General features: G+C 61.2%; 13 protein-coding genes. 10 read left to right on the top strand and 3 right to left on the bottom strand.

Features of this window, described 5'->3' with window-relative positions; translation table 11 throughout:
• Nucleotides 1–13: 13 nt before the first annotated feature.
• Nucleotides 14–952 (bottom strand): sugar-binding transcriptional regulator, encoded by a 939-nt coding sequence (locus tag ACP7B9_RS05805; protein WP_425861583.1) that lies wholly within the window; start codon nucleotides 950–952, stop codon nucleotides 14–16.
• 191 nt (nucleotides 953–1,143) lie between these two features.
• Between ACP7B9_RS05805 and ACP7B9_RS05800 the strand changes: the two genes are divergently transcribed.
• The 8 genes from ACP7B9_RS05800 to holA all read left to right on the top strand — a co-directional run bounded on the left by ACP7B9_RS05800 (nucleotide 1,144) and on the right by holA (nucleotide 13,033).
• Nucleotides 1,144–2,943 (top strand): glycerol-3-phosphate dehydrogenase/oxidase, encoded by a 1,800-nt coding sequence (locus tag ACP7B9_RS05800; RefSeq protein WP_425861581.1) that lies wholly within the window; start codon nucleotides 1,144–1,146, stop codon nucleotides 2,941–2,943.
• 86 nt (nucleotides 2,944–3,029) lie between these two features.
• Nucleotides 3,030–3,779, top strand: coding sequence for an MIP/aquaporin family protein (locus ACP7B9_RS05795; RefSeq protein WP_425861579.1), 750 nt, complete (start codon nucleotides 3,030–3,032; stop codon nucleotides 3,777–3,779).
• A gap of 41 nt (nucleotides 3,780–3,820) precedes the next feature.
• A complete protein-coding gene (glpK, locus tag ACP7B9_RS05790; RefSeq protein ID WP_425861577.1) occupies nucleotides 3,821–5,335 on the top strand; it encodes a glycerol kinase GlpK in 1,515 nt (504 codons plus the stop codon).
• 279 nt (nucleotides 5,336–5,614) lie between these two features.
• Nucleotides 5,615–8,119 carry a leucine--tRNA ligase gene (gene leuS, locus ACP7B9_RS05785; protein ID WP_425861779.1) on the top strand — a complete coding sequence of 835 codons (2,505 nt, stop codon included), beginning with the start codon at nucleotides 5,615–5,617 and terminating at the stop codon, nucleotides 8,117–8,119.
• Nucleotides 8,120–8,228: 109 nt separating this feature from the next.
• Nucleotides 8,229–9,221 (top strand): DegV family protein, encoded by a 993-nt coding sequence (locus tag ACP7B9_RS05780; RefSeq protein WP_425861576.1) that lies wholly within the window; start codon nucleotides 8,229–8,231, stop codon nucleotides 9,219–9,221.
• 97 nt (nucleotides 9,222–9,318) lie between these two features.
• Nucleotides 9,319–10,098, top strand: a complete 780-nt coding sequence (locus ACP7B9_RS05775; protein WP_425861575.1) for a helix-hairpin-helix domain-containing protein — start codon at nucleotides 9,319–9,321, stop codon at nucleotides 10,096–10,098.
• Nucleotides 10,095–11,897 (top strand): ComEC/Rec2 family competence protein, encoded by a 1,803-nt coding sequence (locus tag ACP7B9_RS05770; RefSeq protein WP_425861574.1) that lies wholly within the window; start codon nucleotides 10,095–10,097, stop codon nucleotides 11,895–11,897. Before ACP7B9_RS05775 ends, ACP7B9_RS05770 begins: the two co-directional genes overlap by 4 nt.
• 113 nt (nucleotides 11,898–12,010) lie before the next feature.
• The gene (gene holA, locus ACP7B9_RS05765) at nucleotides 12,011–13,033 is read left to right on the top strand and encodes a DNA polymerase III subunit delta (protein WP_425861572.1); all 1,023 of its coding nucleotides are present in this window, start codon (nucleotides 12,011–12,013) and stop codon (nucleotides 13,031–13,033) included.
• Between the two features lie 151 nt (nucleotides 13,034–13,184).
• On the opposite strand, the gene rpsT is transcribed toward holA, so the two are convergent.
• Nucleotides 13,185–13,445 (bottom strand): 30S ribosomal protein S20, encoded by a 261-nt coding sequence (gene rpsT / locus ACP7B9_RS05760; protein WP_425861571.1) that lies wholly within the window; start codon nucleotides 13,443–13,445, stop codon nucleotides 13,185–13,187.
• Nucleotides 13,446–13,623: 178 nt separating this feature from the next.
• Nucleotides 13,624–14,205, bottom strand: coding sequence for a type II toxin-antitoxin system PemK/MazF family toxin (locus ACP7B9_RS05755; protein ID WP_425861569.1), 582 nt, complete (start codon nucleotides 14,203–14,205; stop codon nucleotides 13,624–13,626).
• Between the two features lie 178 nt (nucleotides 14,206–14,383).
• Between ACP7B9_RS05755 and lepA the strand changes: the two genes are divergently transcribed.
• Both lepA and hemW read left to right on the top strand, forming a co-directional pair.
• Nucleotides 14,384–16,240 (top strand): translation elongation factor 4, encoded by a 1,857-nt coding sequence (gene lepA, locus ACP7B9_RS05750; protein WP_425861567.1) that lies wholly within the window; start codon nucleotides 14,384–14,386, stop codon nucleotides 16,238–16,240.
• Nucleotides 16,237–17,466, top strand: coding sequence for a radical SAM family heme chaperone HemW (hemW, locus tag ACP7B9_RS05745; RefSeq protein ID WP_425861565.1), 1,230 nt, complete (start codon nucleotides 16,237–16,239; stop codon nucleotides 17,464–17,466). The genes lepA and hemW overlap by 4 nt, the downstream gene beginning before the upstream one ends.
• Nucleotides 17,467–17,533 lie beyond the last annotated feature (67 nt).

Genomic DNA, 17,533 nt, shown 5'->3' with positions numbered 1-17,533 from the left:
TACTTTAGCCACCCTAGATACCGTCGAGGCTGTTGAGGAAACCGAAGATCGGGTCCGAGGCGAGGCTGTCCTGCTCAACCAATTCCCGTGCCGTCGTCTCATCCAGGATCAGGTCCGTGACAAGGCCAGCCGCGAGCGCGCCGCGCAGCCCCGTGATCTTCTTCCGCCCCGACACAACACATATACGACGCCGGACCTTGCGCAGGCTGTCAAGGCTTGGCCCGCTGGAGCGTGAGTTGAGCACAATACCGTCGTAGCTTCCATCTGATCGGAAGAAGACGGTGGCAACATCCCCGGCCACACCGCTTGCTTCCAGTGCATCCAGATCCGTCGAGTCAAGATAGCCGCCGGAGTAGACATGGCTGGGAATTTCGGCATCCATGGAACCCACACCGAAGATGGCGATGGTCATGCGTTCCTGTAGGTCCAGGATGCGCCGCACACTGCGTTCCTGCCACATCATCGATTTTGTCTCGGCGTGGTCAAAGAATGCCGGTACCGGAAATTGTTCAACCTTTGCACCATAAGCAGTGCCAAAGCGCCGGATGATCTCTGAAGCGTAGGTAATGCCGGATGTTTGAGTGTTGCCTGCTCCGTTGAGTTGGACAATCGTGGTGCCGTGGGTGATCTTGCGCGTCAGGTGTCGGCTGACCGTGCTGACAGTGGAACCCCAGGCAACGCCGATGACCGCATTGGAGTCAACCAAGGGGCCGATCGTGCGGGCCGCTTGCATGCTGACTCTTTCAAGTACCTCGATCTCCGTGAGTGTGTCGGAGATGGGGACAACGTGGACTTCTACTTTGTAGCGTTTTCTAATGACGCGTTCCAGCTCGGGCGCCCTGTCGGAGGGAGTCTTGATCTGAATCTGCACCAGACCGGTTTCCCTTGCAGTGGAGAGCAGCCTTGAAACGGTTGATCGGGAGGTCCTCAGCTCACGGGCAATGGCGTCCATGGTCTGATCCTGTAAGTAGTACATTTGTGCAGCCCTGAGCGCATCTTGCTGTTTTGTCCGCTTGGACGGCATGTGATCCAGACCCTTTCTGCACGTTTGTGCAGCCATGTTGACTATATTTTCCAATTATTCAAAGAATAGTGGGAACAGGCGCGTAATGCGCACATCAACGGGACTCGAATGAGGTCGAAGTGAGAATCCTAGGTAACACTGGCAAGAATCAAGATTCCGAGGACGTGCAGTTGGTCGTGCGGCCGCAGGTGGAGGCGTTAAAGGCGCGTCCGAACGCCAAGGTCTTGATCGTCGGTGGCGGAATCAACGGTGTGGGCACGTTCCGTGACCTTGCACTGCAGGGCATTGATGTGGCGCTCGTTGAGCGTGGCGACTACTGCCAGGGTGCGTCCGGCGCTTCTTCACACATGATCCACGGTGGCATTCGCTACCTGGAAAATGGCGAGTTCCGTCTCGTGAAGGAATCTGTTGTTGAGCGCAATGGGCTGCTGAAGATCGCACCCCACTACGTCAAGCCGTTGCAGACCACGATTCCCATCTTCAGCACTTTCTCGGGCATCCTCAGTGCCCCCATGCGTTTCCTGACCCACAAGCAGGGTAAGCCTCAGGAGCGCGGTGCGTTCTTGATCAAGGTCGGCCTGTCACTTTACGATGCCTTCTCGCGTGACGGCGGCACCGTACCCCGCCACGAGTTCAAGGGCCGCAAGAAGGCACTTGCCGAGCTTCCCCAGTTGCCCGCGAACATCAAGTACGCGGCCACCTACTATGACGCTTCCGTGCACAATCCCGAGCGCCTCACCCTTGATGTGCTGCAGGACGGTGAAAAGGCCGGTCTTTCGGGCGTGTCCAACGCCGCTGATTCCAACGCCGCTGACGCCAAGGCCCGTGCCACCAACTACCTCGCCATGACAGCAGTCAAGGACGACGGCGTTGAGCTCACCGACCAGCTGACGGGCGAAACGTTCACGTTCACGGCCGACGTCATCATCAACACCACAGGCGCCTGGGTCGATATGACCAACACCGCCATCGGTGCAGGCACTAGCTTCATGGGCGGCACCAAGGGTTCGCACATCGTCCTTGACCACCCCGAGCTGCTGGCAGCCTGCAAGGGTCGCGAAATCTTCTTCGAGCACACCGATGGCCGCATCGTCCTGATCTACCCCATGGGTGACCGCGTGCTGGTGGGGACCACCGACGTCAACGCCGACATGACCAAGGACGCCGTCTGCACCGACGAGGAAATCGATTACTTCTTCGACCTCGTTGGTCACGTGTTCCCGAATATCCTGGTCACCCGCGATGAAATCGTCTACAGCTTTGCCGGTGTACGCCCGCTGCCGCGCCACGACGCAACCGCTCCCGGTTTCGTTTCACGCGACTACCGGATTGAACGCGCAGACCGCACCATTGCCGGTTCCTCGGTTCCCGTGCTGAGCCTCGTTGGTGGCAAGTGGACCACGTTCCGCGCCTTGTCCGAGCACATGACGAATGACGTCCTTGCCATCCTGGGCGCATCGAGGAAAACCTCGACGGCGAAACTTCCCATTGGTGGTGGCGTCAACTTCCCGGCAACTCCTGCCGGTATCGAAGCCTGGATCGCGTCCCACACGAGCGATTCCGTTGATGCTGCCCGTGCCGGTGTACTCCTGACCCGCTATGGAACCCGCGCAGAGACCGTCCTTGGCTACCTGGCAGAAGGTACGGATACCGTCTTCGACTCCACCGCAGAACTGAGCGACCGCGAGGTCGCCTTCATGGTGGAGAACGAACAAATTGGCCACCTCATTGACGTCATGATCCGCCGCACCTCGCTGGCCTTCCGCGGCTTGGTCACCAGCGAATTGCTCGCCGAGACCGCTGCCGCCTTGGCCGGCCCGTTGGGTTGGAATGACGCAAAGGTGGCTGAGGAAATCAGCCACGCCATCGATATTCTGGACCGTTTCCACGGTGTCCAGGTACAAAGCTTGATTGCCTAGTTAGCCTCTGGGGGCAAAGGGGGCTCAAGAGAGTCACACACGGATGTGTGCCTCTAGTAAATAAATAAACAACTAAGGAGTCAAAGATGTCTCTTGGAATAGTGTTCCTGTCCGAAGTGATGGGAACCATGTTGCTGACCCTGCTGGGTTGCGGTGTCGTAGCAAACGTTGCTTTGAAGGGAACCAAAGGCAATGCTGGCGGATTCCTCCTCGTCAACTGGGGCTGGGGCCTGGCCGTCATGGCCGGTGTCTTCGTAGCTGCCAAGTCAGGTGCTCACCTGAACCCGGCCGTGACCGTTGGAATTCTTTCCAGTGGAGCCGACGAATATGCGCCCAACGTTGCAGTTTCATTCGCATCGACCTTGACGTACTTTGGTGCGGAATTGCTCGGTGCCTTCATCGGAGCTGTGGCATGTTGGTTGGCCTACAAGCAGCACTTCGATGATGAGCCGGTTGCCGCCAACAAGTTGGGCGTCTTCTCCACCGGTCCGGCCATCCGCAGCTATGGCTGGAACACGGTCACCGAGATCATCGGCACCTTTGTTCTGGTCTTCGTCATCCTCCACTTCGGTGGCGGAGTTGCCGGACTTGGCCCGTTGCCTGTTGCCCTGCTCGTTGTAGGTATTGGTGCATCTCTCGGTGGACCCACCGGTTACGCCATCAACCCGGCACGTGACCTCGGCCCGCGCATCGCCCACGCCTTGCTGCCTATCAAGGGCAAGGGTTCCAGCGACTGGAGCTACGCCTGGGTGCCGGTTGTAGGACCGTTGATTGGTGGTGCACTGGGTGGTTTGATGAGCCAGTGGATGCCTGACCTGCTAGCCGCCGTAGCCTAACCTCTGCCAGCTTCTGCAGTACCTAAGATAAGGAAACAATGATGTCTCAATATGTAATCGCGATTGATCAAGGCACCACCAGCAGCAGGGCAATTGTCTTTGACCACGATGGAAACATTGTTTCCACCGGTCAGCTGGAACACGAGCAGATTTTCCCGAAGGCCGGCTGGGTTGAGCATGACGCCGCTGAGATTTGGAACAACACCCGCGAGGTCATCGGTACCGCGCTGGCTCAGGCAAACCTGACCCGACATGACATCGTCGGCGTCGGCATCACCAATCAGCGCGAAACTGCTGTTGTTTGGGACAAGACCACGGGCGTTCCCGTCTACAACGCCATCGTGTGGCAGGACACTCGCACACAGGACATCGTTGACGAGCTAGCCGCCGATGGTGGCGTTGAACGCTTCAAGCAGACAGTCGGACTGCCGCTTGCAACGTACTTCTCGGGAACCAAGATTAAGTGGATCCTTGACAACGTTGAGGGTGCACGGGCCAAGGCTGAAGCCGGGGACCTGCTCTTCGGCAACACCGACAGCTGGGTCACCTGGAACCTTACGGGCGGAACGGACGGCGGTGTTCACATCACCGATGTCACCAACGCTTCCCGTACCTTGTTCATGGATCTGGAAACCCTTCAGTGGGATGAAGAGATCCTGGCCATCTTCGGTGTGCCGAAGTCCATGATGCCGGCCATCAAGTCCTCCTCCGAGGTCTACGGCCACGTGCACGGCAGCCAGCTGCTGCGCGAAGTTCCCGTTGCCGGTATTCTGGGCGATCAGCAGGCCGCAACGTTCGGTCAGGCTGCGTTCAACCAGGGCGAAGCCAAGAACACGTACGGCACCGGCTGCTTCCTGATCTTCAACACGGGCGAAGAAATCGTCCACTCGAAGAACGGGCTGCTCACCACGCTTGGCTACAAGCTTGGCGACGCCGCACCGCACTACGCGCTGGAAGGCTCCATCGCTGTGACCGGATCCTTGATCCAGTGGTTGCGCGATAACATCGGCATGATCAAGTCCGCCCCTGAGGTGGAGGAGCTTGCCGCTGCGGTGGAGGACAACGGTGGCGTTTACATCGTCCCCGCATTCTCCGGACTCTTCGCACCGTACTGGCGTGCAGATGCCCGCGGTGCGATTGTGGGTCTGACCCGCTTCGTCAACAAGAACCACATCGCCCGCGCAGCCTTGGAAGCCACGGCTTTCCAGACCCGCGAAGTTCTTGACGCCGTCAACGCTGATTCCGGCGTGGACCTGACGGAGTTGAAGGTCGACGGCGGCATGGTCGCCAACGATGCACTCATGCAGTTCCAGGCCGACATCCTCGGCGTGCCGGTGATCCGTCCGAAGGTCACCGAAACCACTGCATTGGGCGCTGCCTACGCGGCGGGTCTGGCCGTGGGCTTCTGGAAGGACCTCGGCGAGCTGTCCTCAAACTGGTCCGAGGACAAGCGCTGGGAACCGAACATGGAACCCGCCGAGCGCGATCGCCAGATGCGTCTCTGGAAGAAGGCCGTCACCAAGTCCATGGACTGGGTTGACGAGGACGTGAAGTAACACCAGTAACACCTGACGCCCGACGGCGGGAGCTCACCTTTCACACGAAAGGTGAGCTCCCGCCGTCGTGCTTTAACTTTGGAGCCGCGGCGGCGAGGATCACGAGGGTCCTGTGGTATTAAATTCGGCAAGTGCGATAAAGTACAGGAGTGCATACAAACCTTCTCCTTACATAGCCGCAACCTCCCGTTGCGGCCGCCCCTTGCTATGTCGAGGGGCTTTTGTGTGTAAAGGGTACGAAGGTGCAAGAAGCCATTGATGAATGAAAAGGCAGGGTACGTGAGCGTGCAGTCGCAGACTGAAGAGAACAGCGAAGAGGGCGTCTACAGTTTCGCCTCGATGGAAGCCAAATGGCCGGCCATCTGGGATGAATTGAAGGTCTTCACGCCCCTTGACGACGGGTCGAAGGAACGCCGCTACGTCCTTGACATGTTCCCCTACCCCTCAGGTGACCTGCACATGGGTCACGCCGAGGCGTTTGCCATGGGCGATGTGGTCTCGCGCTACTGGCGCCAGCTGGGCTATGACGTGCTGCACCCGATCGGCTGGGACTCCTTCGGACTGCCCGCCGAAAACGCCGCCATCAAGCGCAATACCCACCCCAGCGAGTGGACCTACGCCAACATCGACACCCAGGCGGAGTCGTTCAAGCGCTACGCCATCTCGGTTGACTGGTCGCGCCGCCTGCAGACCTCCGATCCCGAGTACTACCGGTGGACCCAGTGGCTCTTCAAGCGTTTCCACGAGCGTGGCTTGGCCTACCGCAAGAACTCACCCGTTAACTGGTGCCCCACTGACCAGACGGTGCTGGCGAACGAACAGGTAGTCAACGGCGCCTGCGAACGCTGCGGCACCATTGTTACCAAGAAGTCCCTGAACCAGTGGTACTTCAAGATCACCGATTACGCCGACCGCCTCCTGGATGACATGGACGCGCTCAAGGGCCACTGGCCTGACCGAGTGCTGGCCATGCAGAAGAACTGGATCGGCCGCTCCGAGGGTGCTCATGTCACATTCGTGATCGAAGCCGCCGGCGAGGAAAAGCCGCAGCAGGAACTGACAGTCTTCACCACCCGCCCGGACACCCTGTACGGGGCAACGTTCTTCGTTGTGGCCGCAGATGCCCCGTTGGCACTGGATCTGGTGACCGGCGAGCACGCCGAAGCATTGAGCGAATACCGCGAGCAGGTCAAGGCGCTCAGTGACATCGAACGCCAGGCAACTGACCGCCCCAAGACAGGTGTGTTCACGGGCCGTTACGCCATCAACCCGCTGACGGGTGAGAAGCTGCCCGTCTGGGCCGCCGACTACGTTCTGGCCGACTACGGAACGGGTGCCATCATGGCCGTTCCTGCCCACGACCAGCGCGACCTCGACTTCGCCAAGGCCTTTGACCTGCCCGTCCGCGCAGTATTGGACACCGGCATGGAAGATCCGGCCGAAACCGGCGTGGCCTCAACCGGTGAGGGCACGCTGATCAACTCCGGCGAGCTCGATGGTCTCTCCAAGTCCGAGGGTATCCCCGCAGCCATTGAGATCCTAGAAAAGCTGGGCACGGGTGAGAAGTTCGTGAACTTCCGCCTGCGTGACTGGCTGCTTTCCCGTCAGCGTTTCTGGGGCGCCCCCATTCCCATCATCCATTGCGCCGATTGCGGCGAGGTCCCCGTCCCTGACGATCAGCTGCCGGTTCGCCTGCCGGACAACCTCCGTGGCGAGGACCTTTCGCCGAAGGGCACCTCACCGCTGGCCGCCGTCGCTGATTGGGTCAACGTTGATTGCCCAACGTGTGGCAAGCCCGCCAAGCGCGACACCGACACCATGGACACGTTTGTTGACTCGTCCTGGTACTTCCTGCGCTTCGTCTCACCTGACTACACCGAGGGTCCCTTTGACCCGGCCAAGGTCAACGACTGGATGCCTGTTGGCCAGTACGTGGGCGGCGTCGAGCACGCAATTTTGCACCTGCTGTACGCCCGCTTCTTCACGAAGGTCATCCACGACATGGGCATGCTGGAGGCCACCGAGCCGTTCAGCGCGCTGTTGAACCAGGGTCAGGTACTCAACGGCGGCAAGGCCATGAGCAAGTCCCTCGGCAACGGTGTTGACCTAGGGCAGCAGCTGGACAAGTTTGGCGTCGACGCCGTTCGCTTGACCATGGTCTTCGCCGGCCCGCCGGAGGACGACGTCGACTGGGCGGATGTTTCGCCGTCGGGCTCGGCGAAATTCCTGGCCCGCGCCTGGCGTCTGGGCCGTGACGTTGACAGCGAGCCGGGCACTGACCCGGCCACCGGCGACGCCACGCTGCGTTCACTGACCCACCGCACCGTCCACGAGGCGAAGGCCTTGCTGGAAGGCCACAAGTTCAATGTTGTGGTGGCCAAGCTCATGGAGCTGGTCAACGCCACGCGTAAGGTCATCGATTCAGGCGCCGGCGCCAAGGATCCCGCCGTGCGTGAAGCCGCCGAGGCCGTAGCCATTGTGCTGAGTCTCTTTGCGCCTTACACGGCAGAGGACATGTGGGAAACGTTGGGTCACCCGGCCTCAGTAGCCAACGCGGGCTTCCCCGCAGTGGATGAGGCGCTTCTGGTGGAGCAGAGCGTCACTGCCGTTGTGCAGATCCAGGGCAAGGTTAAGGACCGTCTGGAGGTCTCACCCGACATCTCCGAGGACGAGCTGCGCGAATTGGCCTTGGCCTCTGCCGTTGTCCAGAAGGCACTTGATGGCCGCGGTATCCGCACGGTGATCGTTCGTGCGCCTAAACTGGTCAATATCGTTCCGGCCTAGGAAAAGACAAGCCACAGTAGACGCAGTAGTCAAAGTGCCTTCCTTGCTCTTGGCAGGGAAGGCACTTTTGCGTAATTTGCGTAACAGGGACAGTTCGAGGGGGTTGGTCATGACAGAGCGTGCAGCAGCACGAGAATGGCTGCGCCAACAGGTTCAACGCCTGCGCCCTCACGCTGGCGGCGCAAAGGCCGAAGAACAGGGAGTCCTGCCGCCGCCCAAGCCAACCGTCGCGGTCGTGACTGATTCGGCTGCGGCCCTGCCCCCTGAATGGGTGGCGGAACTTTCGGCCCACGGGTTGCTGACGGTGGTGCCCATGCCGGTCATTATCGGCCAGGACGTTTATTCAGATGACGACGCCGAACTCGAAGCCCATATCTCCCTTGCCTTGGCTGCGGGGAAGTCGGTCAAGACCTCCCGACCCTCGCCGGGCCAATTCGAGCGTGCCTACAAGACTGCCGCCGAGGCAGGCGTCACTGCGGTGGTCTCCTTGCATATCTCAGGAAAGCTATCGGGCACCTTAGAAGCCGCCTTGTTAGCAGCCCAGCGTTCGGCTATCCCCGTTGAAGTGTTTGACACGGGAACCGTGGGCATGGGGCAAGGAGTCGGAGTTCAGGCGGCCGTGGCGGCAGCGTTGCGAGGTGAGGCGGCTGACGAGGTACTCAAGGCGGCCACTCGTGCTGTAAGTAACACGGCCGTGTATTTTTACGTACCGAGTTTGGAGCAACTGCGGCGTGGGGGACGCATCAGCATGGCGTCCTCGTGGCTAGGGACGGTGCTGGACATCAAGCCCATCCTTGGCATCAAGGACGGTGCCGTGGTTCCACTGGAAAGGGTCCGATTTGCGGCCAAGGCCATTGCCAGATTGGAGTCCCTGGCTACCGCCGACATCGGGGCAAGAGGCGCCTCGCGGACACAAGTGAGCGTCCACCATTTCGGCAATGAAGATCAGGGACGTGCAGTTGTTGATTCGCTCAAGGCTGCATCACCAACCTTGGCCGCCTCGACCCTGACGAGACTCCCGGCCGTGCTGGCTGCCCATGCGGGTCTTGGCGTACTGGTCATTGTTGTTGCCGATGCGCTGCATCCGGATCTGCCAGCTTAGTCACGGAGTTCCTCCACAGCAGGAGTGAGGGACTCGGCTCTCCACAATTGGACTTTGGGCTGGTTTCCGCTGGCGCCGAAGGATCTACCGTTGCATTATGAGTGGAGATGGCGGCGAGTGGACGCCGCGAAGGCTGGCGGAAGTTTCCCGCCGCCATGGGCGACTGCAGGGCCCTCGGTGGGTGGTTTCCCTGCGGGCGCTTGTTGTGGTGCTCGCCATGATTGCGGCTGCGTTAGGAGTGCTCTGGGTCGAGGCAGCAGGCGTCCAAGGGGCATCCGCGCAGCTATCAAGCGATGGTGCCGGGAAGGTGGCGGTTCCGCCCGTGGGTGAGGTCCTACCCTCGGTGGCGGTGGCAGCGACGGAAGCTGCGTCAGTACCGGCCAGTCCGGGATCTTCTTTGCCGGGAGACTCTTCGCCGGGATCCAGCGTTGTGGTTCATGTTGTTGGCGCTGTGAAGAACCCTGGTGTTTTCACCTTGGCCCAAGGGAGCCGTGTTTTTCAGGCCATCGACGCAGCCGGGGGAGCCCTGCCGGACGCTGGCCTATCCGCACTGAACCTTGCGGCACCTCTGAGCGACGGCGGGCAAATCCTGGTGCCGACCAAGGAAGAGGCCGCTTCCATGGCCGTGCCCGGTGTCGGGACGGGGCCTGAAAGCGGCGCTGTCCCTGGTGCCCAAGGGGAGGGGCTGGTCAATCTCAATACGGCCACCGCAGCAGATTTTGAAGCGCTGCCCGGAGTCGGGCCCGTTCTGGCCGAACGAATAGTCGCATGGCGCACGGATCACGGCTCATTCTCGTCTGTCGAAGGACTCAATGCGGTGACCGGGATTGGCCCCAAGCTTCTTGCCGGGTTGCGTGACTTGGTGACGGTGTCATGAGCACCAAGAGTCCGAGGTGGGCGCGCTACACACGGGCCGCAGTTGAGGCACCAACGCCCCATCCAACTCCACCCACACCGGTGATCGGCCGGCTTCATCGTTGGCTGAAGTACCACGCACATTCCATCCGTACTCGACTGGCCGCCGTGGAACAGCTCGATGAGGTGGTGCGGCATCGTCCGGATATCAGGCTGCTGCCCGCCGTCGTGGCGACGTGGTCGGCCGCTGCGATCGCCATCACCCAGCCCGAGCGGCGGGTCGTTGCGGCCGCTGCGGGATTGAGCGCCATCATGGCGGCTGCGGGGCTGTGGTGGAGGTTCAGACGCCGCCGCAAGGCTGCCACCGCATCTGGATCCACCCTCATCCTGGCAGCAGCGTGTGTGCTGGCTCTGCTCGTGGCGGTCGCTCTGCAGCTACATGTCGCGGCGGCTTCTCCAATCGCTGCCGCAGCGGCGCAGGGCGAAGACCTGGCGCTGACCCTGGAAGTAACCAGCATGCCGCGGTCCATGGATTCCGGCCACGGACCGCCGCAGGTGGCCTTCGACGCCGTCGTTCTGCAAGCCACTGCCCACGGAAGGCTCTTGACGGGACGGATGAACATCATGGTGTTCGCGAAGCAGGAGTGGGGCGGGGTGCAACCGGGGGATAGTGCGGTTACGGCGGGGAAGATATCGCCCGCGAGTTCGGGAGAGAAGGCTGCAGGTGTGTTGCGGCCCAGCACCGAGCCCATGGAGGTGAGCGCACAGGGCGACAGCTCGCAAAAGGTTGTCACGGCGATCAGAACGTCGTGGGTTGCGGTTGTTCATGATGTGTGGGGCACCAGGTCACTCGACGCGGCAGGGTTGCTGCCCGGTATGGTCATGGGTGATCGCAGCGGCATGGACACCTCGCTCGATGACTCCATGAAGACTGTCGGACTGACGCACCTCACGGCGGTCAGCGGAGCGAATTGCACACTCGTTCTCGCCTCGCTCATGCTGGCACTGCGCACCGCAAGAGCGCCCAGAGCTGTAGCTGTGGCGGCATCAATGCTGGGGCTGGCGGGCTTCGTAATGGTGGTTGGTCCTGATCCCAGTGTCCTGCGAGCCGCCGTCATGGGAACTATCGGGGCTATGGCGATTCTTGGCGGGAGGCCCAAGAGAATCGGAGCCCTGCTGTCGGTGGCCATCCTGGTTCTGCTTCTGAATGATCCGTGGCTCGCGAGGGACTACGCATTTATCCTTTCGGTTCTGGCCACGCTTGGACTGCACCTGGTGGGCCAGCGCTGCGTGAAATGGCTCAGCGCATTGATGCCTCTGTGGCTGGCCCAGGCCGTGGCCATTCCCTTGGCCGCCCAACTATTCTGTTCCCCGGTGATTGTGCTGCTGCAGGCCCGGCTGACCGTGTATACGATTCCGGCCAACATGGTGGTGGCTCCTGTCATAGCTCTGGTGACCACGGTGGGCACGATCGGTCTGGTCATGGCGGCTATCGCCCCGCCCCTAGCCATCCTTTGCGCTGGAGTGAGCGGCGTGGGCGCCTGGTGGGTTTCCGCCGTCGCACGTTTTATGAGCGGCCTGCCAGCGGCGAGTTTGCCGTGGCCCGAGGGTGTTCAGGGCATGCTGCTCATGGCCTTGTTGAACGCTGCCGTTTTGCTCGCCTTGGTTGCCGTCGTGGAGCGGCAAAGAGCTAGTGCGGCTGCCGGTCGCGTGCTGGCGTACCTGCCGGCCCGTTGGCGCCGAGGTTGTGGCTTTGGCGCAATCGTTGTTGTGGCGGGCACCGCCTCAATGTGGTGGACCGCCGCCCTGGTGAAGCTGTGAGACTGTGAAGCTATCAGCTAAGGAGCCATGAGGTGGCCGAGATCTCCCGGTTGGGAATCGCCGGGTGGTGGTGGCACAGTAGAGGACGTGAATAATGCCAGCTGTGAAAGTACATGGACAGGAACGCATCAGTGAGTGCAGCGAGAACTCCCCAGCGGGCAGCCGGGGGCAGTGACTGGCGGGATGTGCCATTGGCGCCGGTGGTGCTGATCTTCGGTCCCGAAGACTTTATTGCGAGCAGGGCTGTCGATGACGTGCGCCGAAAATTGAGGGCACAGAATCCAGAGTTGGAGCTAACGTCCCTCGATGCTGCCCACTACACGGCCGGGCAGCTTGGTATGGTGACCAGCCCGTCGTTATTCAGTGAGCCCAAGCTGATTGAAGTTGCCGCTCTGGCAACCATGAGCGACGATTTCCTGCAGGACGCCCTGGCCTACATCAAGGACCCCGCACCGGATGTAACCCTGTTGCTGCTGCACGCGGGTGGTGTCCGTGGCAAAAAGCTTCTCGATGCGCTGAAGGCACTTGGTGTACCGCGCGTTGAATGTCAACCGTTGAAAAAGGACGCCGAAAAGACTCAGTTCGTCAGCGCGGAATTTACTCTTGCCAGGCGACGGATCGACGCCCAAGCTGTGCGGGCCCTCGTAGCTGCAGTGGGTGCGAGCCTGTCCGAGCTTGCTGCTGCTTGTTCCCAACTCATCGCCGATACCTCTGGGATGGTCAGCTCCGACGACGTCGATAAGTACTATGGCGGCCGTGTCGAGGCTACCGCGTTCCGCGTGGCGGATGCGGCGCTGGCGGGTAATGGACCGGTGGCCCTGTCAACGCTGAGGCACGCACTGGCCACCGGGGTGGATCCGGTTCCCTTGGTCGCGGCTCTTGCCATGAAGGTGCGCCAAGTGGCAAAGGTGTTCTCGCTACGAGGCAGCTCGGCGCAATTGGCTAGGGATCTGGGCATGTCGCCTTGGCAGGTGGACGCAGCCCGGCGCGACGCCGGACACTGGACTGGGCCGGCACTCGTCACGGCCATCAAGGTCTTGGCCGAAACGGACGCCCAGGTCAAGGGTGAGGCGAAGGATCCCGTGTATGCCGTGGAGCACGCCGTGACAGTGATCGCCACGGCCGCTCGGCGCTAGACGCCACCGCCGACCAGCGCTAGCCCGAAAACTGCGCCTTGAGTTCTAGGCCAAGATTTCAGTTATTAAAGTCGTTTCAGTTATTAAAGACGTTGGGCCCCCACTTTGCAGTGGGGGCCCAACGTTGAGTTGCGAAGCGGGTCGGCTTCTCCTAGAGGGCGTTAACCTTCGCGGCGAGACCTGACTTGCGGTTGGCAGCGTTGTTGGCGTGCAAGACGCCCTTGCTGACAGCCTTGTCCAGCTTGCGGCCGGCATTTACAAATGCGGCTACTGCTGCATCCTTGTCGCCTGCGATTACTGCCACGTTGACTGCACGGACAGCGGTCTTGACGCCTGAACGAACGGCGAGGTTGCGCTGACGCGACTTCTCGTTGGTCAGGATGCGCTTCTTCTGAGACTTGATATTAGCCACGATGTATAACTCTCTTTTGATACGTAAATTCGGTCGTAGAGGGCGTAGCTTGACCGTTGACAGCGGCGTGGGGATGCTCGAATTATGGTGAACGTCAGGTCAAGCTGCTGCATCCGCCGACCTGCACGGATACACACTGTTCACCAGTCTATCAGAAACGAACCTTCGAGGAACTGGATTATTTCCAGCCGTGTCGGCTCCGCAGACCGCTGGCAACGAACGCGAAACGCTGGGCATCCAGGACAGCTCCCTCGCGACGCAAATCGCCCGGAGAGACCTGCAAGATCCTGTCCAGCTTGACCTCGCTGGGCCGCCCCTGTCGGTCCCAGGGGCCCGTGCCGATGTCGATGTAATCGTTGTCGCCGCGGTGGTCGCTGCTGTGGTCCTTGCTCGTGAGCATGAGCGCCAGCAGCCGTTTGCCGGAACGGCCAACAATCAGAACTGGCCGATCCTTGCCCTGGCTGTGGTCCTCTTCGTAGGGGACCCATGTCCAGACGATTTCGCCGGGGTCGGCGGCGCCGTCGGGCTTGGGAGCGTACGACACCGTTGAGGTGCCGGAAAAGTCTCCCGGATAAGGCGAGCTCAGGCCGGTTGTGCCAACGCCAGTGCCACTGCCCGACGTCGAACGGGTGCCGGAGCGCGAATTGGACGGCTTGGTCCGAGGTGCCGTGCCCTTGGGTTGTGTGGTCTTGCCAGGGGTCAGCAAGGCCCCTACCAGGGAGCGAAGGAGCTTGAAAATGCGGTCGGATGTAGAAGACATGGTTCCCAGACTAGCGAAGAGTGCCGGGAAACGGGTCCGCCGGTTCTCGACCGGGCACCTATTCGTGGGAGACTTGGAGGCAATGAGTGACCGTGCGCGTAATGCACGGACACAACCTCCTGCACGGTTCGGCGCATCAGCCGTTATCCCTGCGTTCATGCAACAGTAAGGAACCCTAGTGTCACCCATGGCCCGCACTGCCCCGGTGCCCGCCGCGACTGATCCGGCGATCATCAGGAACTTCTGCATCATCGCGCACATTGACCACGGTAAATCAACCCTGGCCGATCGGATGCTCCAACTTACTGGAGTGGTTCAGCAGCGTGACATGAAAGCGCAATACCTTGACCGCATGGATATTGAGCGCGAACGCGGCATCACCATCAAGTCCCAGGCTGTTCGAATTCCGTGGGAACTCGATGGCACGGCTTACTGCCTGAACATGATCGACACCCCGGGCCACGTTGACTTCACCTACGAGGTCTCCCGTTCGCTCGCCGCGTGCGAAGGCGCCATCCTTTTGGTGGACGCCGCACAGGGTATCGAGGCTCAGACGTTGGCCAACCTGTACCTGGCCATGGAAAACAACCTCACCATCATCCCGGTGTTGAACAAGATTGACCTGCCGGCCGCGCAGCCCGAGAAGTATGCCGCAGAATTGGCCAACCTCATCGGCGGTAAGCCTGAAGACGTCCTGATGGTTTCCGGTAAGACCGGCGCCGGCGTTGAAGAGCTGTTGGACCAGATTGTTCGTGAGCTGCCGGCGCCTGTTGGCGATCCCAACGCCCCGGCCCGCGCCATGATCTTCGATTCCGTGTATGACACTTACCGCGGCGTTGTCACGTACGTTCGTGTCATTGACGGCAGCCTGAGCCCGCGCGAAAAAATTCAGATGATGTCAACCCGCGCTACGCATGAGCTGTTGGAAATTGGTGTCAGCTCACCCGAGCCCAAGCCCTCCAAGGGTCTCGGCGTCGGCGAAGTTGGTTACCTCATCACGGGCGTGAAGGACGTGCGCCTTTCAAAGGTTGGCGATACCGTCACCACGTTCAACAAGCCCGCCACGGAGGCCTTGTCCGGGTACCACGACGCCAAGCCCATGGTCTTCTCCGGCCTGTACCCCATGGACGGCACCGATTATCCGGTGCTGCGTGATGCGCTCGAAAAGCTCATGCTCAATGACGCCGCGCTCATCTACGAACCCGAAACCTCGGCGGCGCTGGGCTTTGGTTTCCGTGTGGGATTCCTTGGCCTTCTGCACCTTGAAATCACGCGTGAGCGCCTGGAGCGCGAACACAACCTTGACCTGATCTCCACTGCCCCCAACGTGGAGTACGAGGTCACGCTGGAAGATAAAAAGGTTGTCCACGTAACCAACCCCAGCGAATACCCCTCGGGCAAGATCGCCGAGGTGCGCGAGCCCATGGTTGCGGCCACCATTCTGGCCCCGACCGAATTTGTTGGCGCCATCATGGAACTGTGCCAGACCCGTCGAGGCATCCTCGGTGGCATGGACTACCTCTCCGAGGACCGGGTGGAGATCCGCTACCGCTTGCCGCTGGCTGAGATTGTCTTTGACTTCTTCGATATCTTGAAGTCCAAGACCCGTGGTTACGGTTCGTTGGATTGGAAGGCCGACGGCGATCAGGTCGCCGATCTGGTCAAGGTCGACATCCTGCTCCAGGGTGAGCAGGTTGATGCTTTCTCCGCCATCACCCACCGCGACAAGGCTTACGCCTACGGTGTCATGATGACCGGCAAGCTGCGCGAGCTCATCCCGCGCCAGCAGTTTGAGGTGCCCATCCAGGCCGCCATCGGTGCACGCATTATTGCCCGCGAAAGCATTCGCGCCATCCGTAAGGACGTCTTGGCCAAGTGCTACGGCGGCGATATCTCCCGTAAGCGCAAGCTGCTGGAGAAGCAGAAGGAAGGCAAGAAGCGCATGAAGATGGTGGGACGCGTAGAAGTCCCGCAGGAAGCCTTCATCGCTGCCTTGACCACCGCGGAAGCGCCAAAGGACAAGTCAAAGAAGTGACCCCGAGCGCTCTGCCCCTCGGGGATCCGGCCCCGGCCGACGGTATCCTGCCCGCGCAGGCTGCCGTCGGCGCGGCGGACCGCAAGTTCAGCCTGTACGCGCACATCCCGTTCTGCGCTGTGCGCTGCGGCTACTGCGACTTCAACACCTACACGGCCACGGAGCTTGGCGGCGGTGCCTCTCAGGACGCCTACGCGGCCACCGCGGTGCGCGAGGTGGAGTTTGCCGCCCGCGCCATGGTGGCCTCTGGCATGCCGCCGCGCAAGCTCAGCACCGTGTTCTTTGGTGGCGGTACGCCCACGCTCCTGCCGGCCAGCGACCTCACCAGCATTCTCGGTGCAGCCGTGAAGCAGTGGGGACTTGAGGACGGCGCCGAGGTCACGACTGAAGCGAACCCGGACTCGGTCACGAAGGAATCCCTGCAGGAACTGTTCGACGGCGGCTTCACCCGTGTGTCGTTCGGCATGCAGTCGGCGGTGCCTCATGTTTTGAAGGTTTTGGATCGGACTCACAATCCCGATCGGGTCCCGCAGGCTGTTGCCTGGGCGCGTGAGGTTGGGCTCAATGTGAGCGTTGACCTCATCTATGGCACGCCGGGGGAGTCCATCGCGGACTGGGAAACTTCCGTGCGGACGGCGCTGAGCTACGAGCCGGACCACATTTCGGCCTATTCGCTCATCGTCGAGGATGGCACCAAGCTGGCGGCCCAGATTCGCCGCGGCCAGGTGCCCAATATTGACGACGACGATCACGCCGTGAAGTACGAGCTTGCCGACGCCCTGTTCCAGGAAGCCGGCTTGTCTTGGTATGAGGTCAGCAACTGGTCGCGGACACCCGAGGATGCGTGCCAGCACAATCTGGCCTACTGGCGCGGGGACGACTGGTGGGGGATCGGGCCCGGCTCGCACTCCCATATGGGCGGCGTGCGCTGGTGGAACGTCAAACACCCCACCGCTTATGCGAACCGCCTGGACAAGGGCGAATCGCCGGCAGCCGGACGCGAAACTCTGGATGCCGATACCCGGGAGATGGAACGCATCATGCTCACGTCTCGGCTCGTTGAAGGCTTGGCCATCAACGAGCTCAGCCCCGCTGCCCGCAAGGCAGTGGCCGGGCTGATCGCGCAGGAACTTGTGGATCCACTCAAGGCTTTCGCCGGAACCCTGGTTCTGACCCTGAAGGGCCGCCTCCTTGGCGACGCCGTTACCAGGGCGCTGCTGGATTAGGTTTTCACACAAAGGTCCGACGGCGTTCCACCCACCTAGGTGGGTGGAACGCCGTCGGACTTTTTGC

It is taken from the genome of Arthrobacter sp. TWP1-1, assembly GCF_049897845.1.
Lineage (GTDB): Bacteria > Actinomycetota > Actinomycetes > Actinomycetales > Micrococcaceae > Specibacter.
This window is presented reverse-complemented; position numbering and strand designations above follow the sequence as displayed.

Excerpts from the sequence above, each read along its gene's own strand:
- ACP7B9_RS05805 (WP_425861583.1), bottom strand. The coding sequence starts at position 952 with ATGGACGCCATTGCCCGTGAGCTGAGGACCTCCCGATCAACCGTTTCA.
- ACP7B9_RS05780 (WP_425861576.1), top strand. The coding sequence starts at position 8,229 with ATGACAGAGCGTGCAGCAGCACGAGAATGGCTGCGCCAACAGGTTCAA.
- ACP7B9_RS05770 (WP_425861574.1), top strand. The coding sequence starts at position 10,095 with ATGAGCACCAAGAGTCCGAGGTGGGCGCGCTACACACGGGCCGCAGTT.
- ACP7B9_RS05795 (WP_425861579.1), top strand. The coding sequence starts at position 3,030 with ATGTCTCTTGGAATAGTGTTCCTGTCCGAAGTGATGGGAACCATGTTG.
- ACP7B9_RS05775 (WP_425861575.1), top strand. The coding sequence starts at position 9,319 with ATGAGTGGAGATGGCGGCGAGTGGACGCCGCGAAGGCTGGCGGAAGTT.
- holA (WP_425861572.1), top strand. The coding sequence starts at position 12,011 with ATGGACAGGAACGCATCAGTGAGTGCAGCGAGAACTCCCCAGCGGGCA.
- ACP7B9_RS05755 (WP_425861569.1), bottom strand. The coding sequence starts at position 14,205 with ATGTCTTCTACATCCGACCGCATTTTCAAGCTCCTTCGCTCCCTGGTA.
- glpK (WP_425861577.1), top strand. The coding sequence starts at position 3,821 with ATGTCTCAATATGTAATCGCGATTGATCAAGGCACCACCAGCAGCAGG.